Genomic DNA, 22,313 nt, shown 5'->3' on the forward strand with positions numbered 1-22,313 from the left:
GTGCTCTCGTCAGTCGTTGTCGATGTCGCTCGCTCGGTCGCCCTCGTTCTTTCGGTCTGCATTCGAAGCGTTCCGCGCCTCGCGCTCCGCTCGCGTCACGTCGTCGACCGTCTCGCGGCGCCGGGCGAGTCGACCGTCGCCGTCTTCGAGGACGATCGACGCGGGCCGGGGTCGGGTGTTGTACTGGTTCGCCATCTCGTAGCCGTAGGCCCCCGCGTTGCCGATTGCGAGGAGATCCCCACGTTCGCTTACCGGTAGTTCGCGCTCGGTACAGAAAACGTCGCCGCTCTCGCAGATCGGGCCGGCGACGGTCTGCGGGACCCGTTCGCGGTCGCCATCGCCAGCTGCCGTCAGGTTCCGGATCGGATGGTAGGCGTCGTACATCGCCGGCCGAATCAGGGTCGTCATTCCCGCGTCGACGCCGGCGACGGTCGTCTCGCGGGCCGCCTTGACGGTGTTCACTTCGGTGAGGAGTACGCCCGCGTCCGCGACGAAGTAGCGGCCCGGTTCGATCGCCAGTTCGGCGTCGATCTCGCCGATCGCGTCTCGAGTGGCCTCCGCGACCGACTCGAGATCCAGCGGCTCCTCGTCTTCTCGGTACGGAACGCCGAACCCGCCGCCGACGTCGACGAACTCGAGGTCCCCCACTGCGTCGGCTACCGCTCTCGCCAGATCGCCCATCCGCGCGACGAACTCCCGGTGGTCCTCGAGTTGATCGCTCGAGACGCCGGAGCCGACGTGAGCGTGGATCCCGACGACGTCGAAGCCGCGATCGGCGGCGTCGGCCAGCACGTCGACGGCCCGTTCGGCGGGAACGCCGAACTTCGCGGCCGCGCCGGTTTTGACCTTCTCGTGGTGGCCAGCGCCGATACCCGGATTCACGCGCAGGCAGAGCCGGCCGTCGTAGCCCCGATCGGCCAGCCGATCGATCGTGTCCTCGGAGCCCGCGGTGACGGTCAGTTCGGGGTGGTCCGCCCAGGCGTCGACGATCCAGTCGAGGTCCCGCGCCGGCGGGTTCACCGCCGTGTAGTGGATCTCCGAGCCGGATGCGCCGGCCTCGAGCGCCCGTTGGACTTCGCCGGCGGAGGCACACTCGAGGCCCGCGCCCGCCTCGCGCAGCGTTGAGAGGACCTCCCTCAGCGCGTTCGCCTTCAAGGCATAGAGTATCTCGGCGTCCGGAAATGCGTCCTCGAGCCGGCGGTAGTTCTCCCGGACCCGCTCGAGATCGAGGACGTACAGCGGCGATCCGCAGTCCTCGACGAGCGCCAGTAGTTCGGCCGCGTCCCAGTCGGAGAGGCGGCGAACGGGCGGCGAATCCGCAGCGTCAGTCATTGGTACGTCAAAGTGAGCGAGAGGATTCAAGCGTTTGGGTTCTGCGCGACCGTTTCCCGTTCCCGACCGAGGGAACGGGTTCCGTTCGGATAGCAAGTATTATTTTTCCTACACTGTGTGCTACGGTAGATGCTTCCCGATCGCCTCCTGACGCCGCGCCGCCGCGACGCCGCGCTCCTCGTCGTCGCGATCGGACTGCTCGCCGCGCCGCTGTGGGTCCCCGCACTGCATCTGGGAGATCCGAACGTCCGGTACGAGCGCGTCGAAGTCGTCACCAACGGAACGGGAATCGAGTACGCGAACGCGACCGCCGTTCCGAGCGACGCGCCGATCAGCGACGAGATCGCCTGTTCGGACGCCTGGGAGATGCGCCCCTGCGCGTTCGAGCGGTTACTGCTCGAGAACCGGACCGTTCCGACGCGGATCCGAAGCACCAGTCAGGGACGGACGGAGCCGATCCTCACGGACCGCTACCGCTATCGGTACGTCCGCGTCGACGACGCCGTCTACGAACCGACCTACGTCGCGAACAGGTCGGCACGGCGGGGCGGCATGTACCGCGTCGATCTGGGCCTCGAGCGGGTGCCGCCCGAGGAGGCGCTCCGATCCGTCAGTCGGTCGGTCTCGTCCGACGCCGTGCCATCGGCCGTCGCGGAGGCCGCCCGGAGCGGCGATAGCCGCGCCACGCGTGAGGTCGACGTTCCGGCGGCCCCGATCCGGCTCGAGGAGGACGGAAACAAGGCCTACTACCGGGTGTACGAAACCGAGCGAAGCGATCCGGTGGCCCCAATGGACACGTTCGTTTCCATGCTCACCGTCCTCGCACTGCTACCGGGGCTATGGCTGCTTTGGCGGCTTTCGGGGCGAATTAACGTGACCTACGTCGGGGGAGATAAGCGATAGGAAATTGAGAAGGACGATTCAATGCCCGGGACGAAACGACTACTCCCGAAGCGCGTCTTCGCGCTCGGTCGCCTCGAGCGTCTCCGTCTCGATATCGGTCGCGACGACGGCGGGCTTGTAGGCTCCGCCCTCGAAGAGGTCGTGGTCGCTGATCGAGGACTCGACGAAGCGGGTAAAGGCGCGCCGGTCGGCGGGCAGTTCGCCGTAGAGAACCTCCTCCTCGACGAGGTCGTAGACCGGGATGCGCGGCGTCAGGAGCGTGTTCTCGCCGACGACGCTGTTCTCGCCGACGACGAAGCCGCTCGTGACGCGACAGCCCGCCCCGAGCGAGACGTTATCCTCGACGATGACCGGCGCGCCCTCGACCGGCTCGAGGACGCCGCCGATGAGCGTGTTCGCGCCGAGCTTGACGTTGTCGCCGATCTGGGCACAGGAGCCGACCGTATCGCAGGAGTCGACGAGCGTCCCGTCGCCGACGCGGGCGCCGATGTTGACGAAGGCGGGGCTCATCAGGATACAGTCCGAGCCGACGTTCGCGCCGCGGCGAACGACGGTTCCGTCGGGCGTGTTGCGGCTCCCGCGGTCGCCGTACTCGCTCGAGTCGGCGAGCGGCAGGACGTCGTTGTACGTGGTTCCGCCGTGGTCGTACTGCCCGATCGAGCGCAGGCCGAAGTTGAGCAGAATACCCTGCTTGACCCACTCGTTCGCCTCCCACTCGTCGCCCTGTTTCTCGGCGGCGCGGATCTCGCCGGACTCGAGGGCGTCGAGGAATGCCTCGAGGGTGGCGTATTCGTCTTCGCCGGCCGATTCGGCGTCGATTTCGTCGTTTTGCTTGCGCTCCCACAGCTCGTCGATTTCGGTCTCGAGTGCGCTCATTCCGTCATCACGTCCGAAAAGTCGTACCACCCCGCCTTCTGTCCAGCGATCCAGACCGCCGCGTCGACCGCGCCGGCGGCGAACACGCCGCGATCCTCGGCGCGGTGCGTGAGCCGCACCTCCTCGTGGTTGCCCGCGATGACGATTTCGTGCTCTCCCGTGATATCGCCGGCGCGGAGCGCGTGAACGCCGATCTCCCGCTCCGCACGCGGCGCGTCGCCCTCGCGGCCGTGCGTGCGCTCGGTGAAGTCCCCGTTGGCCTCGATCTCCTCGAGCAGGCGATTCGCGGTGCCACTCGGCGCGTCGCGCTTCTCGTTGTGATGGGTCTCGACGAGCTCCACGTCGTAGCCGGGTAGGTTCCGGACCGCCTCGCCGACGACGTTGACCAGCGCCTGCACGCCGCGGGCGAAGTTCGGCGCGTGAAGCACCGCGATATCCTCGCTCGCCGCCTCGAGCGCCTCGTACTCGTCGTCGTCGAACCCGGTCGTGCCGGTGACGAAGGCGACGCCCGCCTCGGCGCACGCCGTGGCGTAGCCGGCGGCCGACTCGGGGCCGGTGAAGTCGATGACGACCGTCGGTTCGCGCCCGGCGACGAGCGAGCCGAACTCGGCCGCGGGCTCGATCGCGACGCCCTCGACGGTCGCGTCACCGGCCGGCTCCCGGTTGACGGCGAAGGCGATCTCGCAGTCCGCCCGACCGACCGCGGCGGCGATCACTTCCCGGCCCATCCGACCCGTCGCGCCGGTGACGCCGATCCGCACCGTCATCGATCACGCTCCGCCGCGTCGGCGACTTCGGTCGTATCGCGCTCGAGGTCGGCGAGCACCGCCTCGAGATCCTCGCGATACTCGTCGGCCAGTCGGGAGAGCGGCGAGCGCATCCGGGCCGGGCCGTAGCCCCGGATCTGCATGGCTTCCTTGACCGGGATCGGGTTGGTCTCGACGAACAGGCCGCGGAACAGCGGACCGAGTTCGTGGTGGAGGTCGCGTGCGCGTTCGTAATCGCCGTCCAGCGCCGCGCCGACCATCGCGCAGGTCCGCTCGGGTTCGACGTTCGCGGCGACGCTGATCGTTCCCGTCCCGCCGACCGAGATGGTCGGCACGGTGAGCGCGTCGTCGCCCGAGAGCACGGCGAAGTCCTCGTCGGTCGTTCGCTCGGCGATTTCGCCGATCTGGCCGAGGTCGCCGCTGGCGGCCTTGTAGCCCGCGACGTTCTCGTGGCTCGCGAGCTCGACGGCCGTGTCGGGTTCGATGTTTCGACCCGTCCGCGAGGGGACGTTGTAGACGATCTGGGGCAGGTCGACGGCGTCCGCGATCGTCCGGAAGTGCTCGACCAGCCCGCGCTGTTCTGGCTTGTTGTAGTACGGCGAGATGAGCAGGAGGCCGTCCGCGCCCGCGTCGGCGGCGCGTTCGGAGAGCTCGAGCGCCTCTCGCGTGTTGTTCGAGCCGGTGCCCGCGATGACCGGCACGTCGTCGACGGCGTCGATGACCGCCTCGACGACCTGAACGTGTTCGTCGTGGGTCAGCGTCGCCGATTCGCCGGTCGAGCCGACGGGGACGAGCCCGTCGACGCCAGCGGTCTCGAGTCGCTGGGCGTCGGCCTGCAGTGTTTCGAAGTCGATTCGCTGGTCCTCGTCGAAGGGCGTACACATCGCCGGAAAGACGCCCGAAAGGTCGATTGGTGAACTCATGTGTTGGGTGTGGTGTCGGTGGGTCGTGTGTTAGCCCCCAATCGGTAGGGTGTATCGGTTCCGATCGGTGGGTCAGTGTTCGTCTGGGTGGTGAGCTGCCGTGCGCGGTCGGATCGTACCCGGGACGGGATGCCACGCCCGCCGCGAGCACACTCACGCACGTTTGCGTTTGGGAAAACGAGGGCGGACGCCGCTCACGACGGGACCGACGGTCGAGTGAGCGACGCGGCGCATATCCGAGACGTGGATCCGAACTGACTTATCCGTTGTGTCTTCGACCGCTCTCACTGCGACGCATTACCTGACATACAGTTCCGCGTAATTTATCCCCGAGCGTTACTTACCGTCGTGTATGACAGATTTCGGACTGAAAATGCGAATGGCGATCGTCGGCTCGATCCTGTTCGCGTTCTACATGCTCGTCGGAGCATTCGGCCTGGCGATGTTCGGGTTCAACATGTGGCCGCTGGTCTTACTCGGCCTGCTCGTGCTACCGGTCATCCAGTACAAGATCGGGACGTGGTCGGCGACCAGAAAGGCCGAACCGATGCCCGAAGACGGCCAGTATCGGGAGATCCATCAGATGACCGACTCCCTCTGTCGCGATATGGGCATCAAAAAGCCCAAACTGATGGTCATGGATATGGGCGTTCCCAACGCCTTCGCGACCGGTCGGAAAGGGAAAGGCGTGGTCGTCGTCTCGACGGAGCTCATCAGGCTCCTCCAGCGCGACGAACTCGAGGGCGTGATCGCCCACGAGCTCGCCCACATCAAGAACCGCGACGTCCTCGCGATGGTGCTTGGCAGCTCCATCGCGATGATGGTCGGCTGGGTCGCCTACATGGTCTACATGATGGGCGGCGAACGTAACATCGGCAGCATCATCGTCGGGATGGTCATCTCGAACATCGCACAGATGCTCGTCATGATCTTCGTGCTCGCCATCTCGCGGTACCGCGAGTTCGTCGCCGACGAGGACGCCCGCCAGTACATCGGCAGCGGCGACCCGCTCGCCCGCGCCCTCGAGAAGATTTCCAGCGGTGCCCAGGGCCGCGAGTCGACGGTCGACGACAGCGTGAGCGCGCTGTGTATCTTCAACTCGGAGAAGGGCCTCCTGCAGACGCTGTTCGCAACCCACCCGCCAACGGAAAAGCGGATTCGGAAGCTCCGAAGCTGAGCACCGCCGGCGGTCCCGACGCGGTCGGACCGAACGCCGCGATTTTTTATGGTCGCCCGCGACATGCTAGTATATGACGGAAATTCATCCGGGGCAGCGCGTCGCCGTTCTCGTCGACGCCCAGAACCTCTATCATACCGCACAGAGCCTCCACAGCCGGAATATCGACTACTCCGCGCTGCTCGAGAAGGCCGTTCAGGACCGCCAGCTCACGCGCGCCATCTCCTACGTCATCCGCGCGGATTCGCCCGAGGAGGAGAGCTTCTTCGATGCGCTTGTCGATATCGGCTTCGAGCCGAAGATCAAGGACATCAAGACGTTCTCCGACGGGACGAAAAAGGCCGACTGGGACGTCGGGATGAGCCTCGACGCGGTGACGCTGGCGAATCACGTCGACACGATCGTCCTCTGTACGGGCGACGGCGACTTCTCGCGGCTCTGCTCACATCTGCGTCACGAGGGCGTCCGCGTCGAGGTGATGGCCTTTCAGTCCTCGACGGCCGAGGAACTCATCGAAGCGGCCGATTCGTTCCTCGATCTCGGCGATCGCCACGAGACGTTTCTCCTCTAGGTCGTCGACGGAGCCGACCGAACGTCGGCTCGAGCCCGCTTCGGGGCGGAAGAGTAGTCTCTCGGTTCCTATCGTCCGTTCGGGATGAATGCGACGTATCGTAGCCGCTGAAACGATCCACGCGCTGATCGCAACGCTCTCGTGCGATTCGGTGTGCAGTGACGTTCAGCGGCTACTAGAGTTCGGCTGCCGGCTCTGCCAGAGCCCGATCAACAGCGCGTACCCCGTGACGAGCAGCGTCGCACCGGCAACGAGGTACGTAAGCGGCCCGGAAACGAGTGCGGCCGGCCCGATCAGTGTCAGGGTTCCGATGACGAGCAGCGTCACCCCGAGACCGATTTGCGTGACATCCATGCGATACCGATAGTAATAAATCGACCATTATAACATTCACCATCTCGTTCCGGTTCGTTTTCTAACCGAATGGGACAATCGCCGCGATCGGCTTTCGGTCCCACCCGGCGACCGCTGTATCGGATTCGGCCTCGAGCGCCATCGAAACGCCGGCAGGTCGAAGGGCTTTCGACGCGCCGGGTCGAACGCCGGTCAATGAGCGAGCCAGCAGACGGACGCGCGGGTCTCCCGGAACTCCGGACCGTCGGCGACTACCAGTTCGGTCGGGGTGCGGGCGCAGCCCTGTTCCCGCCCGAGGAATCGCTGACGATCAAACGCACCACCTCGGGGCGGCCACAGCAGGTTCACGGCGAGGCGGGCCGAATCGTCTCCTTCGGCACCGACGGCCGATTCACCCTCGGACTCGAGGGCGGTCGCCGGCTCGACGCCGCGCTCGATCATCCGTCCTACCGCGTCGTCGTCGACGACGAGAGCGAGCCGTTCGTCCGCGACGAGAAGAACGTCTTCGCGAAGTTCGTGCTCGAGGTCGGCGACGAGATCCGACCGGGCGACGAGGTGCTGGTCGTCCACGAGCGCGGCGAGTTGATCGCCGTGGGGACGGCGCGTCTCGACGCCGCGGCGATCCGGGACTTCGAGTCGGGGATGGCGGTGAACGTCCGCGAGGGCGCGCCCGCGGAGACGTGAGGCGGAGGGCCACACGAGGATCTCGAGCGGGCCGTCGAACGCTTCGGAGAGGACGCCCGGTCGCGTGTCGGCGCGGATCGAAAACGCCGAGTAGCGGTCCGGGAGTTTGAATGGGATATTAGGGTGTGGGTGTGAGTAGTGCACACGAATGCGACAGCAACCAGATCTGAGCGGCCAGGCCGCGTTCATCACGGGAACGACGCGGGGAATCGGGAAACGACTCGCACTCGCGCTCGCCGAACGGGGCTGTGACATCGTTTCGACGGGGAAAACCGTCGACGATTCGGACTCCGACCTCGAGGGGACGATTCACAAGACGGCCGAGGAGTGCGCCGAGAAGGGCGTCGATACGCACGCGATTCAGTTAAACGTCCGCGACGAGGACGCGGTCGAGGCGGCCATCGACGAGGCGATCGACGAGATGGGCGAGATCAACATCGTCATCAACAACGCCTCGGCCATCCAGATCGGCAACGTCGAGGGGATTCCGGCCGACCGGTACGACCTCCTGAACGAGGTCAACGTGCGCGGAACCTATCTCGTCTCGCGGGGATTCATCGATCACCTCAGGAACGTCGATGACGACGCCTGGATCCTGACGAACGCACCGCGGGTCGAGATCGACCGCGCCCCGGGAGCGGCGGCGTACTCCTGGTCGAAGATGGGAATGTCGTTCGTCACGCTGTCGCTGGCGCAGGAACTGGACGACGACGACGTCGGCTGTAACACCTTCTGGCCGGTGACTGCGATCGATACGCGAGCGACCCGCTACTTCGAGATGGGGACCGAAGACGACTGGCGCACCCCCGATATCGTGTCGGACACCGTCCTGGAGATCCTCGAGCGCGACCCGGGCGAGTTCACCGGAAATCACGTCTACGACGAGGAGTTCCTCCGCGAGGCCGGCGTCGAGGACTTCTCGGAGTACAATCTCACCGAGGGAGATCCCGAACCGACGTCAGCGCAGCTCTTCGACCCGGACTACTCCCGCTCGAGCGAGACGTAAGGACTGGCCTTCACCCCGTCCTCGCCACCCAGCGCTCGAACGAACGACAAAGTAAAAGGGAACCCGCGGCGACGTGTCGAGTATGTTTGGAGGAGGTGGCGGCGGACTCAACCCGCGCAAGATGGAACAGATGATGGAGCAGATGGGGATCGACGTCGAGGACATCGACGCCGAAGAGGTCATCATCCGCACCGACGAGTACGACCTCGTCTTCGACGACGCCGAGGTCACCAAGATGGACGCCCGCGGCCAGGAGACCTACCAGGTCATCGGCTCGCCCGAAGAGGTCGAGTCCGGATCCGCCGGCGGTAGCACCGGCAGTGCCGATGCCGGAAGCGACGCCGAACCGTCGATTCCCGACGACGACGTCGAACTCGTCGCCACGCAAGCCGGCGTCGGCGAGGACGAGGCCCGCGAGGCCCTCGAGGACAACGACGGCGATCTCGCCGCGGCGATCGCCTCCCTCGAGTGACTCGAGTGAGCGGCAACGAGAACGCGGACGACGGGACCGAGACCGACGCGGGAGCCGAGGGCGGCGACGACCGCGTCCCGGTGTTGCTCGTCCGCGGCGACCGCGAATACCTCGTGAAACCCGGCGGCGAACAGGGGACCGACCTCGGCGTGCTCGAGGTTCCCGAGGACGTGCAATCGGGCGACACCATCGAGACGCATCTGGGCGACGAGTTTCACGTCCGTCGACTCCGGGGCCCGGATCTCTTTCACCAGTTCGAGCGGACGGGCGCGCCGATGGTCCCCCGCGATATCGGCCTCGTGATGGGCGAGACGGGGATCGCCCGCGGTGATCGGGTCCTCGACGCCGGGACCGGAACCGGCGTGCTCGCGGCCACGATGGCCCGCGCTGGTGCCGAGGTCGTGACCTACGAACAGGACGCCGAGTTCGCCGACGTCGCTCGCGAGAACATGGCGCTGGGCGGCGTCGAGGACGCCGTCGACGTCCGAACCGGCGACGTGCTCGAGCACCTCGACGACCTCGAGCCGTCGTCGTTCGACGTTCTCACGCTCGATACGGGCGACGCGCCCGCGATGGTCGAGCACGCGCCGGACCTGCTCGTCGACGGCGGGTTCATCGCGGTCTACAGTCCGTTCATCGAGTCGACCCGCGAGGTCGCACGGACGGCCCGCGAGGTCGGACTGGCGAACGTCACCACGCGGGAGACGATCCAGCGCGAGATGCAGTTCGACGACCGGGGCTCGAGGCCCTCGACCGCACCCGTGGGTCACACGGGGTATCTGACGATCGCGCGCAACGAATAGGGCACTTCTCCTGTAGAGCGGCCGGCGAGCGTTTCTCGACCGACGACCGAGACTCGATTCGCGGCCCGAGATCGTACTATGGCAGTGAATGTTTATCACGGGCGCCGGACACAGGAACGGTATGGCGAACGGGCAGAGCGAAGAGGCGTATCTCGAGCAACTCGTCGACGAGGAGTCGCTGCGGGAGTATCTCGCGTCGGAACTCGGCGCTGTCGACGAGTTCGCGGTGACGTATCACCAGGCGGGGCATTCGAACGAAACGCTGTTCGTCGACTGGGGGGAGCGAGAGCTCGTCTGCCGGCGGCCGCCACCGGGTGCGACTGCCGACTCCGCACACGACGTTCTCCGAGAGTACCGCGTGATGAACGCGCTCCAGGGGACCGACGTTCCGCTCCCGGAGACAGTCCTCGAGTGCGACGATCACGACGTTATCGGGTCCGACTTCTACGTGATGGAACGGCTCCGCGGCGACGTGATCCGCGAGTCGGAGCCGAAACGGTTCGGGAAGCCCGAGTTCCGCCGGCGAATCGGAACCGAACTCGTAGACGTCGGCGCGGAGATACACGCGCTCGACCCCGAAGCGGTGGGGCTGGGATCCCTCGGGCATCCGGACGGATACACCGAGCGGCAAGTCGACCGGTGGACGGCGCAGATCGAGTGGGCGATGGAAGTGACGAGCGAACGACGGGAGGTACCGCCGCTCTTCGAAGTGGCCGACTGGTTGGCCGACAACGTTCCCGAGCCGCCCGCGAACTCCCTCGTTCACGGCGATTTCAAGCTCGACAACGTGCTGTTCGCACCCGAGACACCGCCGGAGATCGGAGGCGTGTTCGACTGGGAGATGTGTACCCGGGGGAACCCCTTCGTGGACCTCGGGTGGATGCTGGCGTACTGGCCCGACGAGAAAGATCCCGAACGAACGAAGGTGCTCACGCCGTCGTTCCTCGCTCACGCCGACTATCCGACCCGCAGACAGTTGCTCGACCGGTACGAGGATCGGACGGGGTGGACGCTCGAGAATCAGCGGTTCTACCGCGCGTTCGGCGTATTCAAGATCGCCTCCGCCTCGGAGATGTTCTTCCGACGGTACCTGGAAGGCAACAGTAACGATCCGACCTACCCGAACATGGAGGAACGCGTTCCCGAATACGCCGCCCGGGCCGAGCGGATCATAGACGGCGAAGAACCGCTCTGACGAGTATCGGCGATCGTCCTCTTCGGTAAAGACGGAACGTCAGGTGACGTTCCGATCTGCTACTCGTCTCCGCTCAATTGTCGTCCTCGCGCCACTTGTGCTCGCATTCGGTACAGATGAAAAAGCGCGTCTCGGACTCGTCGGCCGATCGGATCTGTTGCATGTACCAGAGGGCGCGGTCGTTGTTACACTCGGGGCAGATCGCGTTGGTCTCGGGGAGGGAAGTCTCGCCGGAGGACTCGATAATCTCGCTGGCTTCCTGGTCGTCGGTGACGGTGTACTCGGCGGCGTCGCCTTTCGGCTTCGTAAAGCCGCAGCTGCCACACTCCCAGAGCCCGTCGTCGGCTTTCATCATCGAACCGCAATCGTCGCAGAATTCCATCGTTGTCCGGGCTACGGAGGTGGAGCGACTTAAGGGGCCTGTTTCAGCCCGTTGACCGGTTTCGGCTCCGGTCCCGTCGAGCGGTGCTTACCCTTCTCCCTCCGACTGGTACGGCTCGCCGACGGCCTCGCGCGGGAGAACGTTATTGAGTTCCGACTCGAGGTCGTCCATCGATTCGAAGCGATCGCTGTCGCTCCGTTCGATGAGCGCCCCCAGGTTTCGCTCGCCGTCCGCGAGGAGGAGGGTGACGTCCTCGAGTTCGGCGGCGGCTCGGTCGTTCGTGACGGGATACTCGAGCTCCTCGAGGACGCTCTCGATGCGGCTGAGTTTGACGTCGGACATGGCTGGACGAACGCGGGCCGGCGGCTTGTAGTTCTGCCGTGCTCGCGCGTACTGTCTCTGATACTAACATTTCGATTCGAAACTATAATCGGGGCCGATCACGCAGATACGGTCGATGCGGAGAGTCGTCGATCGGGTTATCGCACCGTTCGCCGTGGATCGACGGGTGCTCGCGCTGGCGGGGGCCCGAATGGCGGACGGGATCGGCAACTCGTTTCTGATCATCGTCATTCCGCTGTACGTGACCAGCGGTATCGTGAGCGGGACGGCGTTCGGCCTCGGGGAGTCGATGATTACCGGGGTCATCCTCTCGATTTTCGGATTCCTCAATAGCAGCTTTCAGCCGTTTACCGGTCGTTTGTCGGACCGTCTCGGGCTGCGCAAGCCGTTTATTCTGGTCGGACTCGCCGGACTCGCGGTGATGAACGTCGCGTACGTCTTCGCGGAGACGTACGCCGTCTTGTTGCTCATCCGCGGCCTGCAAGGCATCAGCGTCGCGTTCATCATCCCGTCGTCGGTCGCGCTGGTCAACGAACTCGCGACGACCGGTGACCGCGGCGGGAATATGGGCGTCTACAACACGTTCCGGCTGATCGGCTTCGGGGCTGGTCCGGCGGTGGCCGGTGCGGTCGTCAGTCGCGGCCCGTACGCGATCCTCGGCGGGGTCGTAATCGACGGGTTCGATGCAGCCTTTTACATCGCCGCGATCACGGCCGCGATCAGCTACGGATTGGTGACCGTGCTGGTCTCCGACCCCGAGTCGACGGCCGCGAACGCCGGTGCGGACCTCTCGATTCCCGTCCTCGATCGGTCGGGATCCAACCTGCTCGATCCCATCTTCACGCTCGGCGTCGCGTCGCTGTTCATGGCGACCGCGATCGCGCTGTTCGCGACCATTCAGCCCCAGGTCAACGCCCGCCTCGAGCAGGGATCGACCTGGTTCGGTCTCCAGTTCGCGGCGTTCATCATCGCGCAGGTCGCGTTGCAGACGCCGATCGGACGGGCCTGCGACCGGTACGGCCGTCGCCCGTTCATCGTCGCCGGAATGGTCTTGCTGATCCCGACGACGCTCGTCCAGGGGTTCATTCTGTCTTCGGTCCTCATGTTCGTCGCCCGGTTGTTTCAGGGGATCGCGGCCGCGATGGTGTTCGCCCCGTCGCTGGCGCTGGCGGGCGATCTCGCCGGCGAGGGCGAGTCCGGGTCGAAGCTGTCCGTGCTCACGATGGCCTTCGGCTACGGAATCGCCCTCGGGCCGCTTTCCTCGGGCGCGCTGGTGGGCTTTGGCTTCAGAGTCCCGTTCGTCTTCGGAACGGTCCTCGCCGTTTTCGGGGCGATCCTGGTCTATACGCAGATCGAGGAGACGCTCGAGTCGACGGCCTCGGTGCCGGTCGTCGGGAGCGATTGACGATACGCCTTTGTGACGCGGCCGAGTCGAAGTCCGTATGCGCACTGGTATCTCCCACCATAATGCGACTCGAACTGGGGGTGCGACATGACGCCGGACGCCGACGACTCGGTTCGACCGTTCGAGGTGTCGGTCGACCGGGACGAGATCGACGACCTCCGGACGCGTCTCGAGCGGACCCGCTGGCCGGACCAACTCCCCGAGGCGGGCTGGGCGTCCGGGACCGAGCGCGAGTATCTCCGGGACCTCTGTGCGTACTGGCGCGAGGAGTTCGACTGGGCGGCGTTCGAAGATCGGTGCAACGAGTTCGAGCAGTACGTGACGACGATCGACGGCCAGCGGCTGCACTTCTATCACGTCCGCTCGCCCGAACCGGACGCGACGCCGCTGTTGCTGAGTCACGGCTGGCCCGGCTCCGTCACGGAATTTCTCGACGTCCTCGGCCCGCTGACGGACCCGGCCGCTCACGGCGGCGATCCGGCCGACGCCCTTCACGTCGTCGCGCCCTCGCTGCCGGGCTTTGGCTTCTCCGGCCCGACCGGAGAGCAGGGGTACGACGTGCCGCGGATCGCCGACGTCTTCGCCGACCTGATGGCCCGGCTCGGCTACGACCGGTACGTCGCACAGGGCGGGGACTGGGGCGCGTTGATCGCCGCCCTGCTGGGAGCGAACTACCCGGATCGCGTCGCGGCGATCCACACGAACATGCTCTTTCTGAACCCCTCGTCGCTCCCGGTCGAGGATCCGACCGAGTTGCTCGACGAACAGGGGCTGGCCGACTACCGGGAGACCGCCGCGTTCCGCGAAACCGAAACCGCCTACCACGAGATTCAGGCGACCAAACCCCGGAGTCTGGCCTACGGGCTCACCGACTCCCCGGCCGGGCTCGCGGGTTGGATCGTCGAGAAGTTCAGGGCCTGGAGCGACTGTGGCGGTGACCTCGAGTCGCGGATCGACCGTGACCGGCTGCTCGACAACGTAAGCGTCTACTGGCTGACCGGGACGATCGGCTCTTCGATGCGACTCTACGCCGAGACGGACGTGGGCGCGGCGACGCCGGCGTCGGTCGACGTCCCGACGGGCCACGCTCGCTATCCGGCGGAGGTGTACAAGACGCCCCGCCGCTGGGCCGAGGCGATCTACGACATCGAGTACTGGTCCGAACAGCCCGAGGGCGGCCACTTCGCCGCCATGGAAGTGCCGGCGTCGTTCGTCGACGACCTGCGATCGTTCGCCGGCGAGTTCGGCTGAGGTCGGGGCGGAGTCGCTCGAGCCGCGGCGGGACGCAACGCAAAAGTACCGGTTACCCATACGGTTCGACGATGACGCTCTCGGAGGAGGCCAAAGGCCGGTTGGCGGACGTGGTGGAGCTACAGCCGACGAAGAATTCCGAACTGCAAGAGCGCTGGGAGATGGACAGCGGCAGCGAGGTCCACCAATTTCTCGAGAACGAACTCGGCGACTACTACTTCCGGGACGACAACAGTCTGATTCGGGCGACCGCGGAAGCGGCCGAGCTGGTCGACGTCGAGCCGGGGATCGAGAGCGATCCCGACGACGGGGCCCCCTCCAAGATCCGCGTTCCCGAACTGCAAGCGCGGATCGTCGCCGTCCTCGCCGGGCCCGAAGAGGAGTCGGAAAGCGTCGTCTCGGTGTTGCACAAGCTCCGGGACGAGTACGACGTCGATGCCGAGGCCGAGGACGTCCGCTCGGGCCTCCAGAGCCTGCGTCGCAAGGGGGTCGTCGAGGTCCAGTACCGTACCGTGCCGACGTTCCGGCTGGCGGTCGAGCGCGACGACCTCGAGGTCGCCGTCTCCGACTGACCACCGAACTTTTTCCGCCTCGGGTTCGCTCGCTCTGTCTTCGCGCGGCAAGGCCGCGCGAACGGTCCGTGGGACCGAAGGTCCCACGCTACTCGCTCACCACTCTCTGCTCGCAGACCTTCGAGCAGTACTATCACGATAGTGGCACGCTACAGCCCCGGCCGCCGTCGCCGACGCCGCTCCTCGAGGAGCTGCTGCGATCGTTTTCCGGGGCCGCCCTCGATCGGCCAGCCGCGGGTGCGCCAGACGGGCGGCTCGGGTTCGAAGTCCCGACAGGAGCCAGCGCACTCGGCCGCCGTCTGGCACCGCCCCTTGGCGGCGCAGTACGGCAGCGCCTGGTGGGCATCTCGAGCGCGCAACTGGAAGTGCCGACAGTCGGGGCGCATCGTGTCGACGAACGAGCGCCAGCCGCGTTCGTAGGCGCGCTCGGCGATCGCGAGCCGTTTGTCGGCTTTCGTTTCGGGATCGACGTACTCGAACCGGGCGGCGGAACCGTCCCGTTTCCCGCCGTCGGGTCGCTCGAGGACCCGCGTTCCCGGCTCGTCGACCGCGAGCGAGCGGGGATGCCACGCGACCGCGGCGGTGAGGTCGGCGGGCTCGAGCGCGAGGATGCCCGCCTCGATCGGCAGGTCCTCGAAGAGAACCGGTTCGACGCGCTCGCCGGTTTTTCGGGTCGCGACCCAGACCTCGTCGGCTACCCCCATCGCGACGTCGTACTCGAGTTGCGAGCCGAGTGCGCGCGCCGCGCTGGCGTCGAGATCCGGTTTGTTCTCGATCGCGACGATCCGCTCGAGCCAGTCGGGATAGGCCCACTTGCGCCGGATCTCGATGCGATTTCCCGACTTCCGGGTCTCGAGGATGCCCCGATCGTCGGCTTGGTGGATCGCCTCGCGGACGTATCGCCACGGATAGCCGGGGTGGGGGAGCGCGTCGCGGTAGTAGGCCCACTCGGCGGGGGCATTGCGGACGACGTGGAGGAGGTCGCTGTCGAGGCGGTCGGGACCGAAGTGCGCGCGGCGGCGGAGGGCATCGCGGTCGCACTCGAGGACGATGGTGTCCCAGCGCCGGCGCTTGGTTCCCAGTTGACGGGCGACGACGAACGCGCGGTCGTCGCTGGCGGACTCGTCCGGGGGCCACTCGCGTTCGGCCCACCGGCAGGTCCGTAGCTCGAACCCGAACTCGGCGGTGTCTGGGTCCACGCAGGCCCTTGGGAACGCGGGTGCAAAAACGCTGCTCGATCTGTCGGCGACCGGTCAGTTGGTCCCGTACGAGGTCATGAAAACGTGGACGAGAGACGGCAACAGCGCTGCGCGAAGCGGTGAGAGCACCGAAAGCGGCGCTATCGCCTGGGTCTCGGAGGGAAACGCGATAGCGTACTGTCGAACCGTCGCCGGTCGTTGAACCGTTGCCGGCCGTCAGCGAGACCGCTAAACGGAGACCGGGATCGAGCCGACGGTCGGCATCCGTCGACTACTCTTCGTCCGTTCCCTCCTCCTCCTCGCGTTCGTCGAGGAACTCGTGGGCGTCCTCGAGGATCTCCCGAGGGCCGTCCTGCGTGACGGTGTTGATCGCCTGGTCGTAATCGCGCCACTGGAGGTCGCGATGCTCGTTCGATAGTTCCGCGCTCGCCTCGAAGGACTTCGCGATGAAGAGGTGAACGGTCTTGTGGATCGTCTTGCCGTTCGCCTCGAAGACGTAGTCGTAGTCCTTGCGGAAGCCGTCGAGTAGTCTGAACTGTTCGATACCTGCCTCTTCCGTTACTTCGCGGATCGCCGTCTGCTGAAGTTCTTCATCTCCTTCGACACCGCCCTTGGGAAACTCCCAATCGCCTGGGCGGCTCTTGAGTAGAAGATACTCGCGCCGGCCCCGCGTATCGCGGAAGAGGATCGCGCCTGCGCTCGTAGCTTCGACTGCCATTAAGTGGGATAATAGGTGAGACGTTAAGAGAATATCGGACTGTTCGTCCAGCGGACACTGATTCCGGACTCGATTTTCACGACGGCGTCGGAGGGCCGCCCGCAGTCGGTCACCGCCGGCGGGGCGACGGGTGCGTCTCAGCAAGTTTTTACGCGCCGACCGTGGACGTATTCGACACCACCAGCCATGACCTTCGTCACCCGTCTCACCCTCCAGAGCGGCGATCGAGCCGCGCTCGATAGTATCGTCGACGACATCAAAACCAACGCGGAGCGGAAGGGAGCGGCGCTGAAAGGCCCCCACTCCCACCCCCCCGAGACGTTCTCCGTCCCCCAGCGCTGTCGGCTCCACGCCGACGACGACCGGGAGTTCTCCTCGTGGAAGTACACCGTCTTCACGCGCGAACTCGAAATCCACGGCCACGATAGCCTCGCGCGCAATATCGCCTCGCAGAGCTTCCCCGACTCGGTCCACATCGAGGCCGAGGTCGAGCAGATCCACGGTGCGGGCCGCGGGAACTGAGCGAGCGTCATCCGGCACAGTCGGGCACGCCCTCCGTCTCGACGTGTAACTGTCGATAGCACTTTTTACCGCCCCCGACGAGGACAGAGTATGACCGCGGACGACCTCGTTTCGCTCCGGCGAGACCTCCACCGAAAACCCGAGCCCGCGTGGCGGGAGTTCTACACCACTGCGCGAATCGTCGACGAACTCGAGTCCCGGCTGGGCGACGACCTCGCCGACCTCCACGTCGGCCCCGACGCCATCGCGGGCGACCATCGGATGGCGGTCCCCGACGACGCCGACCTCACCCACTGGTACGAACGTGCTCGAGATGCAGGGGTCGACGAGACCGTCCTCGAGCGACTCGAGGGCGGCTACACCGGCGCGGTCGCCGTCCTCGAACGCGGCGAGGGGCCGACCGTCGGCCTCCGCGTCGACATCGACGGATTGCCGCGGGCGGAGTCCGACGACCCCGCTCACCTCCCCGTCGCCGAGGGGTTTCGCTCCGAGCACGAGGGCGCGATGCACGCTTGCGGCCACGACGCTCACGCGACGATCGGAATCGGCGTCCTTGAGCGAGTCTCTGAGAGCGACTTCCGGGGAACGTTGAAGGTCTTCTTCCAGCCCGCAGAGGAGGTCGTCGGCGGCGGGAAGTCGATGGCCGAGAGCGAACACATCGAAGCCATCGACGCCCTGCTCGCAGTGCACATCGGGCTCGACCACCCGACCGGTGAGATCGTCGCCGGAATCGACGGCTTTCTGGCGGTATCGCACCTCGAGGCGGAGTTTACGGGCGAGTCGGCCCACGCCGGCGGCCACCCCGAGCAGGGGCGCAACGCCGTGCAAGCGATGGCGACGGCGGTCCAGAACCTGTACGGGATACCCCGGCACAACGACGGCAAGACGCGCGTCAACGCGGGCGTCGTCGAGGGCGGCAGCGCCGCGAACGTCATCCCCGACGAGGCGCGGATCGTCGCCGAAGTTCGGGGCGAGACGACCGAGCTGATGGAGTACATGAAGCGCCGAACCCGACGGGTGCTCCGGAGCGCCGCCCAGATGCACGATTGCACGGTCTCGATCGACACCGGTGCGGAGGCTCCCAGTGCGACCAGCGATGGGGCGCTCGTTTCGGTCGTCGCCGACGCGGCGAGCGACACGGCCGGCGTCGAGAGCGTTCTCGAGCGCGACGAACTCGGCGGCAGCGAGGACGCGACCTTCCTTATGCGCAAAGTGCAGGAAAACGGCGGCACCGCGTGCTACGTCGGCGTCGGCACCGACCACCCCGGCGGCCACCACACGGCGACGTTCGACGTCGACGAGGAGAGCATCGGCCACGGGATCGACGTGCTGGCGGGGGCGATCGAACGGATCGGTCGCGAGCGTCCCTGATCGGGACGGTCGTCGCCCGCTCAGTTGTCCATCACGACCTCGAGGTCGAACGGCGCGTCGGCGGGAGCCGACTCGGGCTCGAGGTAGCCGACGGCGAACGCGGTGTAGACGTTGCCGGCCTCGGGTGCCACGTCGAAGGTTCCGACCACGTCGCCGTCGTTGTTCTCGGTCGCCGGCCGGACCTCGAGCGTGTACTCGCCGCCCGGTACCTCGGTCGTCGCCGCGTCGCCGAATTCCGCGCCCTCGAACAGCACCGTCTCGCCGTCGCCGACCGTCACGTCGACCGCGGGGGCGTCCGGCGAGGCGTGGACGAGGCGAACCCGCGCATTGTCGCCGGGGTCGCTGACGTCGTCCTCGAGGACCGCCGGCGCGAAGGGCCGGTTCTCCTCGCTCAGTTCGCCCAGTGCCGCGACGGTGAACGCACCCTCCGTAATTTCGAGTTCCTCGTCGAACACGACGGTGTCGGCGTCGCCAGCAGCGGTGATCATCACCTCGTAGGTCGCCGGCTCGAGTTCAAGGTAGTCGCTCACCTCGCGGTAGGGGACGTCCTCGAGAACGGCGTCGCCGTCGACGTAGACGTCGACGTTCGGCGCGTCGGGCGAGAGGTGTGCGACGCGGACGTTCGCGCCCGAATCCGCCATCTCGTCGTCGGTTTCGGAGTCGTCGTTCGTCCCGTCACCGCTCGTTCCGTCGCCCGATCCGTCGTCGCTCATCTCGGTGTCGTCGTCGCCATCGCCGCCTATGCAGCCGGCGAGCGCGATCCCGCCTGCGGTTCCGATCAGCGTCAGTGCGCGTCGGCGTGTGTGGTTCTGTACCATCACAATTCGTTACTTGTGGGATAGGAATACCGAAAGCCCCTAACAGAGTAGGGATATAATCACGAGAATTGGCATCTATAGTTGAACTGGGCCTATAATTACAGGTAATCCGGTGCGCCGAAACGACCGACTCGAGCGGGCGCGGCCGGGAGCGGGCTCCGAGCATCGCGAGGAGCCCGCGACCCGGGGGAGGGCAGGCGGTTCACCGAAACCCACCGCGAGCGAGTGAAACGAGCGAGCGGGCCGACGACCGACCCAACGGGGAGGGAGGAGCGCTTTTGATCGAAATTTTGCCGAGCGTCGGCGAGACGTGCGCCAGGATCGCTGGCGCACGTCTCGCCAGAGCGCAGAGCAAAATTTCGGTGCTAGTATTTGGGCTCCGCCCCGGTCGTCTCGTAGACCTTCTCCATGAGTTCGTCGCGCCGGTCCTGCCAGCCCGCGAGTCCCGCGGGACTGGTCGGGTAGTTCTCGTAGTGGGCGAGCAGTTCGTCGGCGCGGCGCTTGGTCTGGTAGAGGTTCCAGATGGTCCCCCAGTGGCCGCGGCTCTTGACCAGCGCCTCGAGTTTGAGCTTCAGTCCGATATCCGTACTGCCGGAGTACAGCGCCTCGGCGAGCTTGTCGCCGGGCATCGCGGCGAGTAGCCCCATCAGGTCGTCGACGTCGACGGCCGTCGAGAGGATGTTGTAGACGTCCAGCGCGGCGTAGCGCGCGCCGAAGTGGTCCATCACCTTCTCGTTGTACGCCCAGAAGGTGTCCTCGCCGAAGTCGCCGGTCTCGAGGGCTTCGATGGCCTGCTCGGCGGCGTACTTGCCGCCGTAGGCGGCACCGGCGATCCCGCCGCCCGTGGTCGGGTTGACGTGACCGGCGGCGTCGCCGATGGCCATGTAGCCCGGATGGACGGCGGAGTCGTAGGGTCGCCGAGTCGGCAGCGCCGCGCCGAGTTTGTCCTCGACTTCGGCACCCTCGAACTCGGGGCGGTTCTCGAGGTCGCGTTTGAGGTCGTCGACGAGCTGCATCGGCTCCTCGGTCATCTGGAAGCCCAGGCCGGCGTTGATCTCGGTGTCGGTCCGCGGGAAGTACCAGAGGTAGCCCGCCGCGCGCTCGGTGGGCTTGAAGACGAGCGCGTCGTCCCACTCGACGGGTTCCTCGACGTGAACGATCTCGCGGTAGGCCGAACAGAAGTGGCTGTAGTTAACGTTCGTGTCGAAGGTCGAGTCCGAAAAGTCGACGTTGTCCTGCAGTACCGACAGCGAGCCCGCGGCGTCGATGACGATATCGGACTCGTACTCGATCGGTTCGCCCTTGCGGATCGTCTCGACGCCCGTGACGCGGCCGTCGTCGTTCTGAACGACGTTTTTGACGACGGTGTCGTAGTGAAAGTCGACGCCGGTGTCGCCCGCACCGTCGATGATCCGCCGGCCGTACTCCCAGCGGTCGATGACGGCCAGCTCGCCCGGCACCGGGATCTCGAGGACGGTGTCCTCCTGTGGGATCTCGAAGCGGCCGTGATCGACGCCGGTGTTGGTGAAGGCCGGCTCGAGTTTCGATTTCGGAATCGCCTCGGGGAAGGCGTCGGCACCCTTCAGCGCGTCCCCGCAGGCGATGTGGCCGGCTTCGGTCTCGGACTTTCGCTCGAGGACGACGACGTCGTACCCCTCCCGTGCGATGGTCGCTGCGGCGTAGCACCCTGCAGTGCCGGCTCCGACGACGAGCGCGTCCGGCGACTGCGTTCCCGTCGTCGCGGTAGCGGCCAACTGTTCCTGCGTACTCATACCAACACTGTCCACACCACGGGAAGAAAACGTTTTATGTGTGAATTGTTGGATCAGCGGGGTCGAAACCGGGCGACGACGGATCGGTTTCAGTTCGACCGGTTGCGTCGGATTCGTTCGAGCGAGCGGCTTTCGGTGATCGATTCCTCCCGTCCTCATCACGACAGCGGGGAATAAAGAGTTTTAGTGCGGTCTTTCGTAGCAGCCTGTATGACAGAGTACACGATCGAGTTCGTCGGGACGGGCGAGACGATCACCTGTACCGACAAGCAGACGATCCTCAGTCGCTGTCTCGAGGAGGGGATCGCCCAGGAGTACTCCTGCCGAGTCGGGATGTGTCTGGCCTGTTCGGCGAAAATCCTCGAGGGGGAGGTCACCCAGCCCGCCGCCCGCGGACTGACCGATGCGGAGGCGGAGAACTACGCGCTGACCTGTATGGCGCGCCCCCAATCGGATCTGAAACTCGATCGCGGAAAGTACCCGCCGAGCATCGAGGGCGACCTCGCAGGCGGCGCAAACGACGGCGCGGTGGCCGACGATTGATTGGCAGGGCGAACTGGTCGACAGGGCGTTTAGGGATTCTACGCGCTATACGAGTCACTGAAACGATTCACACGTAGATGGCATCGCTGTCATGCGTCAGGTGTGCAGTGACTTTCAGCGACCGATAGTATTCCCGTCAACGCGATCGACGGTTCGTCACGAACGGGCAGTCTGCGAGGCGAAAAAGACGTGACCCGAAAGAGCGATCAGCGACGTCCGTGGCACCGCTCGGGTTCGAATCGTCTCTTCGTAGTATCGTTCGAACCACCGCTACACACCCGGCTCGCGCGGAGAGGAAGTCGAATGCGACGACTCGATCGGCTCCTCGAGGAGCGACGTGCTGAGAAAGGGGACG

The 22,313-nt window shown here is 66.0% G+C and carries 25 protein-coding genes; 14 read left to right on the forward strand and 11 right to left on the reverse strand.

Annotation, left to right across the window (positions count from 1 at the left end; genetic code table 11):
• Positions 1–9: 9 nt before the first annotated feature.
• On the reverse strand, positions 10–1,332 hold the full coding sequence (lysA, locus tag AC0QDI_RS21335) for a diaminopimelate decarboxylase (RefSeq protein WP_474671635.1): 1,323 nt from the start codon (positions 1,330–1,332) through the stop codon (positions 10–12).
• Between the two features lie 129 nt (positions 1,333–1,461).
• Between lysA and AC0QDI_RS21340 the strand changes: the two genes are divergently transcribed.
• Entirely contained in the window at positions 1,462–2,235 is a 774-nt protein-coding gene (locus tag AC0QDI_RS21340) for a hypothetical protein (protein WP_474671637.1), read from the forward strand.
• 39 nt (positions 2,236–2,274) lie between these two features.
• Here the strand turns inward: AC0QDI_RS21340 and AC0QDI_RS21345 are convergent, their stop codons facing one another.
• Genes AC0QDI_RS21345 through dapA form a run of 3 tightly spaced genes read right to left on the reverse strand, consistent with a single transcriptional unit; the run spans position 2,275 to position 4,801 of the window.
• On the reverse strand, positions 2,275–3,111 hold the full coding sequence (locus tag AC0QDI_RS21345; RefSeq protein WP_474671639.1) for a 2,3,4,5-tetrahydropyridine-2,6-dicarboxylate N-succinyltransferase: 837 nt from the start codon (positions 3,109–3,111) through the stop codon (positions 2,275–2,277).
• A complete protein-coding gene (gene dapB / locus AC0QDI_RS21350; protein ID WP_474671641.1) occupies positions 3,108–3,878 on the reverse strand; it encodes a 4-hydroxy-tetrahydrodipicolinate reductase in 771 nt (256 codons plus the stop codon). The genes AC0QDI_RS21345 and dapB overlap by 4 nt, the downstream gene beginning before the upstream one ends.
• Positions 3,875–4,801 carry a 4-hydroxy-tetrahydrodipicolinate synthase gene (dapA, locus tag AC0QDI_RS21355; RefSeq protein WP_474671643.1) on the reverse strand — a complete coding sequence of 309 codons (927 nt, stop codon included), beginning with the start codon at positions 4,799–4,801 and terminating at the stop codon, positions 3,875–3,877. Before dapA ends, dapB begins: the two co-directional genes overlap by 4 nt.
• A gap of 352 nt (positions 4,802–5,153) precedes the next feature.
• Here dapA and AC0QDI_RS21360 point away from each other — a divergent pair, with 352 nt between their 5' ends.
• Together AC0QDI_RS21360 and AC0QDI_RS21365 are read left to right on the forward strand one after the other, a co-directional pair.
• Positions 5,154–5,978 (forward strand): M48 family metallopeptidase, encoded by an 825-nt coding sequence (locus AC0QDI_RS21360; protein ID WP_474671645.1) that lies wholly within the window; start codon positions 5,154–5,156, stop codon positions 5,976–5,978.
• A gap of 73 nt (positions 5,979–6,051) precedes the next feature.
• On the forward strand, positions 6,052–6,549 hold the full coding sequence (locus AC0QDI_RS21365; protein ID WP_226040484.1) for a LabA-like NYN domain-containing protein: 498 nt from the start codon (positions 6,052–6,054) through the stop codon (positions 6,547–6,549).
• 165 nt (positions 6,550–6,714) lie between these two features.
• On the opposite strand, the gene AC0QDI_RS21370 is transcribed toward AC0QDI_RS21365, so the two are convergent.
• Positions 6,715–6,903, reverse strand: coding sequence for a hypothetical protein (locus tag AC0QDI_RS21370; protein WP_474671647.1), 189 nt, complete (start codon positions 6,901–6,903; stop codon positions 6,715–6,717).
• Between the two features lie 195 nt (positions 6,904–7,098).
• Here AC0QDI_RS21370 and AC0QDI_RS21375 point away from each other — a divergent pair, with 195 nt between their 5' ends.
• The 5 genes from AC0QDI_RS21375 to AC0QDI_RS21395 all read left to right on the forward strand — a co-directional run bounded on the left by AC0QDI_RS21375 (position 7,099) and on the right by AC0QDI_RS21395 (position 11,063).
• The gene (locus AC0QDI_RS21375; protein WP_474671649.1) at positions 7,099–7,587 is read left to right on the forward strand and encodes a PUA domain-containing protein; all 489 of its coding nucleotides are present in this window, start codon (positions 7,099–7,101) and stop codon (positions 7,585–7,587) included.
• A 148-nt stretch (positions 7,588–7,735) separates the two neighbouring features.
• A complete protein-coding gene (locus AC0QDI_RS21380; RefSeq protein WP_474671651.1) occupies positions 7,736–8,593 on the forward strand; it encodes an SDR family oxidoreductase in 858 nt (285 codons plus the stop codon).
• Between the two features lie 82 nt (positions 8,594–8,675).
• Positions 8,676–9,065, forward strand: coding sequence for a nascent polypeptide-associated complex protein (locus AC0QDI_RS21385; RefSeq protein WP_474671653.1), 390 nt, complete (start codon positions 8,676–8,678; stop codon positions 9,063–9,065).
• Positions 9,062–9,868, forward strand: coding sequence for a methyltransferase domain-containing protein (locus AC0QDI_RS21390; RefSeq protein WP_474671655.1), 807 nt, complete (start codon positions 9,062–9,064; stop codon positions 9,866–9,868). The genes AC0QDI_RS21385 and AC0QDI_RS21390 overlap by 4 nt, the downstream gene beginning before the upstream one ends.
• 121 nt (positions 9,869–9,989) lie before the next feature.
• Entirely contained in the window at positions 9,990–11,063 is a 1,074-nt protein-coding gene (locus AC0QDI_RS21395; protein ID WP_474671657.1) for a phosphotransferase family protein, read from the forward strand.
• Positions 11,064–11,136: 73 nt separating this feature from the next.
• Here the strand turns inward: AC0QDI_RS21395 and AC0QDI_RS21400 are convergent, their stop codons facing one another.
• Both AC0QDI_RS21400 and AC0QDI_RS21405 read right to left on the reverse strand, forming a co-directional pair.
• Positions 11,137–11,445, reverse strand: coding sequence for a transcription factor S (locus tag AC0QDI_RS21400; protein ID WP_273741446.1), 309 nt, complete (start codon positions 11,443–11,445; stop codon positions 11,137–11,139).
• A gap of 87 nt (positions 11,446–11,532) precedes the next feature.
• A complete protein-coding gene (locus tag AC0QDI_RS21405) occupies positions 11,533–11,787 on the reverse strand; it encodes a DUF5789 family protein (protein WP_474671659.1) in 255 nt (84 codons plus the stop codon).
• A 115-nt stretch (positions 11,788–11,902) separates the two neighbouring features.
• Between AC0QDI_RS21405 and AC0QDI_RS21410 the strand changes: the two genes are divergently transcribed.
• The 3 genes from AC0QDI_RS21410 (at position 11,903) to AC0QDI_RS21420 (ending at position 15,015) form a co-directional block, all read left to right on the forward strand.
• On the forward strand, positions 11,903–13,192 hold the full coding sequence (locus tag AC0QDI_RS21410) for an MFS transporter (RefSeq protein ID WP_474671661.1): 1,290 nt from the start codon (positions 11,903–11,905) through the stop codon (positions 13,190–13,192).
• An 87-nt stretch (positions 13,193–13,279) separates the two neighbouring features.
• Positions 13,280–14,443: an epoxide hydrolase family protein gene (locus tag AC0QDI_RS21415; RefSeq protein WP_474671663.1), complete on the forward strand. Its 1,164-nt coding sequence runs from the start codon at positions 13,280–13,282 to the stop codon at positions 14,441–14,443.
• 71 nt (positions 14,444–14,514) lie between these two features.
• A complete protein-coding gene (locus tag AC0QDI_RS21420) occupies positions 14,515–15,015 on the forward strand; it encodes a DUF5797 family protein (protein WP_474671665.1) in 501 nt (166 codons plus the stop codon).
• 149 nt (positions 15,016–15,164) lie between these two features.
• On the opposite strand, the gene AC0QDI_RS21425 is transcribed toward AC0QDI_RS21420, so the two are convergent.
• Positions 15,165–16,214 (reverse strand): DUF5787 family protein, encoded by a 1,050-nt coding sequence (locus AC0QDI_RS21425; protein ID WP_474671667.1) that lies wholly within the window; start codon positions 16,212–16,214, stop codon positions 15,165–15,167.
• Positions 16,215–16,485: 271 nt separating this feature from the next.
• Complete coding sequence (locus tag AC0QDI_RS21430; protein ID WP_474671669.1) at positions 16,486–16,932, reverse strand: bis(5'-nucleosyl)-tetraphosphatase; 447 nt, start codon at positions 16,930–16,932, stop codon at positions 16,486–16,488.
• Positions 16,933–17,118: 186 nt separating this feature from the next.
• Between AC0QDI_RS21430 and AC0QDI_RS21435 the strand changes: the two genes are divergently transcribed.
• Positions 17,119–17,454: an uS10/mL48 family ribosomal protein gene (locus AC0QDI_RS21435; RefSeq protein WP_098724481.1), complete on the forward strand. Its 336-nt coding sequence runs from the start codon at positions 17,119–17,121 to the stop codon at positions 17,452–17,454.
• 90 nt (positions 17,455–17,544) lie between these two features.
• Positions 17,545–18,825: an amidohydrolase gene (locus AC0QDI_RS21440; RefSeq protein WP_474671671.1), complete on the forward strand. Its 1,281-nt coding sequence runs from the start codon at positions 17,545–17,547 to the stop codon at positions 18,823–18,825.
• Between the two features lie 20 nt (positions 18,826–18,845).
• Here AC0QDI_RS21440 and AC0QDI_RS21445 read toward each other — a convergent pair whose 3' ends face one another.
• Complete coding sequence (locus AC0QDI_RS21445; protein ID WP_474671673.1) at positions 18,846–19,643, reverse strand: DUF4397 domain-containing protein; 798 nt, start codon at positions 19,641–19,643, stop codon at positions 18,846–18,848.
• Between the two features lie 365 nt (positions 19,644–20,008).
• Positions 20,009–21,415, reverse strand: a complete 1,407-nt coding sequence (locus AC0QDI_RS21450; protein WP_474671675.1) for a geranylgeranyl reductase family protein — start codon at positions 21,413–21,415, stop codon at positions 20,009–20,011.
• A 210-nt stretch (positions 21,416–21,625) separates the two neighbouring features.
• Here AC0QDI_RS21450 and AC0QDI_RS21455 point away from each other — a divergent pair, with 210 nt between their 5' ends.
• Complete coding sequence (locus tag AC0QDI_RS21455) at positions 21,626–21,958, forward strand: 2Fe-2S iron-sulfur cluster-binding protein (protein WP_474671677.1); 333 nt, start codon at positions 21,626–21,628, stop codon at positions 21,956–21,958.
• Positions 21,959–22,313: the final 355 nt, after the last annotated feature.

Source organism: Natrinema sp. LJW11, assembly GCF_056135975.1.

Bases quoted from the DNA above. Each gene is read 5' to 3' on its own strand.
- dapB (WP_474671641.1), bottom strand. From the start codon at position 3,878: ATGACGGTGCGGATCGGCGTCACCGGCGCGACGGGTCGGATGGGCCGG.
- AC0QDI_RS21385 (WP_474671653.1), top strand. From the start codon at position 8,676: ATGTTTGGAGGAGGTGGCGGCGGACTCAACCCGCGCAAGATGGAACAG.
- AC0QDI_RS21410 (WP_474671661.1), top strand. From the start codon at position 11,903: ATGCGGAGAGTCGTCGATCGGGTTATCGCACCGTTCGCCGTGGATCGA.
- AC0QDI_RS21435 (WP_098724481.1), top strand. From the start codon at position 17,119: ATGACCTTCGTCACCCGTCTCACCCTCCAGAGCGGCGATCGAGCCGCG.
- AC0QDI_RS21370 (WP_474671647.1), bottom strand. From the start codon at position 6,903: ATGGATGTCACGCAAATCGGTCTCGGGGTGACGCTGCTCGTCATCGGA.
- AC0QDI_RS21380 (WP_474671651.1), top strand. From the start codon at position 7,736: ATGCGACAGCAACCAGATCTGAGCGGCCAGGCCGCGTTCATCACGGGA.
- AC0QDI_RS21360 (WP_474671645.1), top strand. From the start codon at position 5,154: ATGACAGATTTCGGACTGAAAATGCGAATGGCGATCGTCGGCTCGATC.
- AC0QDI_RS21420 (WP_474671665.1), top strand. From the start codon at position 14,515: ATGACGCTCTCGGAGGAGGCCAAAGGCCGGTTGGCGGACGTGGTGGAG.
- AC0QDI_RS21455 (WP_474671677.1), top strand. From the start codon at position 21,626: ATGACAGAGTACACGATCGAGTTCGTCGGGACGGGCGAGACGATCACC.
- AC0QDI_RS21440 (WP_474671671.1), top strand. From the start codon at position 17,545: ATGACCGCGGACGACCTCGTTTCGCTCCGGCGAGACCTCCACCGAAAA.
- dapA (WP_474671643.1), bottom strand. From the start codon at position 4,801: ATGAGTTCACCAATCGACCTTTCGGGCGTCTTTCCGGCGATGTGTACG.
- AC0QDI_RS21405 (WP_474671659.1), bottom strand. From the start codon at position 11,787: ATGTCCGACGTCAAACTCAGCCGCATCGAGAGCGTCCTCGAGGAGCTC.
- AC0QDI_RS21415 (WP_474671663.1), top strand. From the start codon at position 13,280: ATGACGCCGGACGCCGACGACTCGGTTCGACCGTTCGAGGTGTCGGTC.
- AC0QDI_RS21375 (WP_474671649.1), top strand. From the start codon at position 7,099: ATGAGCGAGCCAGCAGACGGACGCGCGGGTCTCCCGGAACTCCGGACC.
- AC0QDI_RS21345 (WP_474671639.1), bottom strand. From the start codon at position 3,111: ATGAGCGCACTCGAGACCGAAATCGACGAGCTGTGGGAGCGCAAGCAA.
- AC0QDI_RS21395 (WP_474671657.1), top strand. From the start codon at position 9,990: ATGGCGAACGGGCAGAGCGAAGAGGCGTATCTCGAGCAACTCGTCGAC.
- AC0QDI_RS21340 (WP_474671637.1), top strand. From the start codon at position 1,462: ATGCTTCCCGATCGCCTCCTGACGCCGCGCCGCCGCGACGCCGCGCTC.
- AC0QDI_RS21430 (WP_474671669.1), bottom strand. From the start codon at position 16,932: ATGGCAGTCGAAGCTACGAGCGCAGGCGCGATCCTCTTCCGCGATACG.
- AC0QDI_RS21365 (WP_226040484.1), top strand. From the start codon at position 6,052: ATGACGGAAATTCATCCGGGGCAGCGCGTCGCCGTTCTCGTCGACGCC.
- lysA (WP_474671635.1), bottom strand. From the start codon at position 1,332: ATGACTGACGCTGCGGATTCGCCGCCCGTTCGCCGCCTCTCCGACTGG.
- AC0QDI_RS21400 (WP_273741446.1), bottom strand. From the start codon at position 11,445: ATGGAATTCTGCGACGATTGCGGTTCGATGATGAAAGCCGACGACGGG.
- AC0QDI_RS21450 (WP_474671675.1), bottom strand. From the start codon at position 21,415: ATGAGTACGCAGGAACAGTTGGCCGCTACCGCGACGACGGGAACGCAG.
- AC0QDI_RS21445 (WP_474671673.1), bottom strand. From the start codon at position 19,643: ATGGTACAGAACCACACACGCCGACGCGCACTGACGCTGATCGGAACC.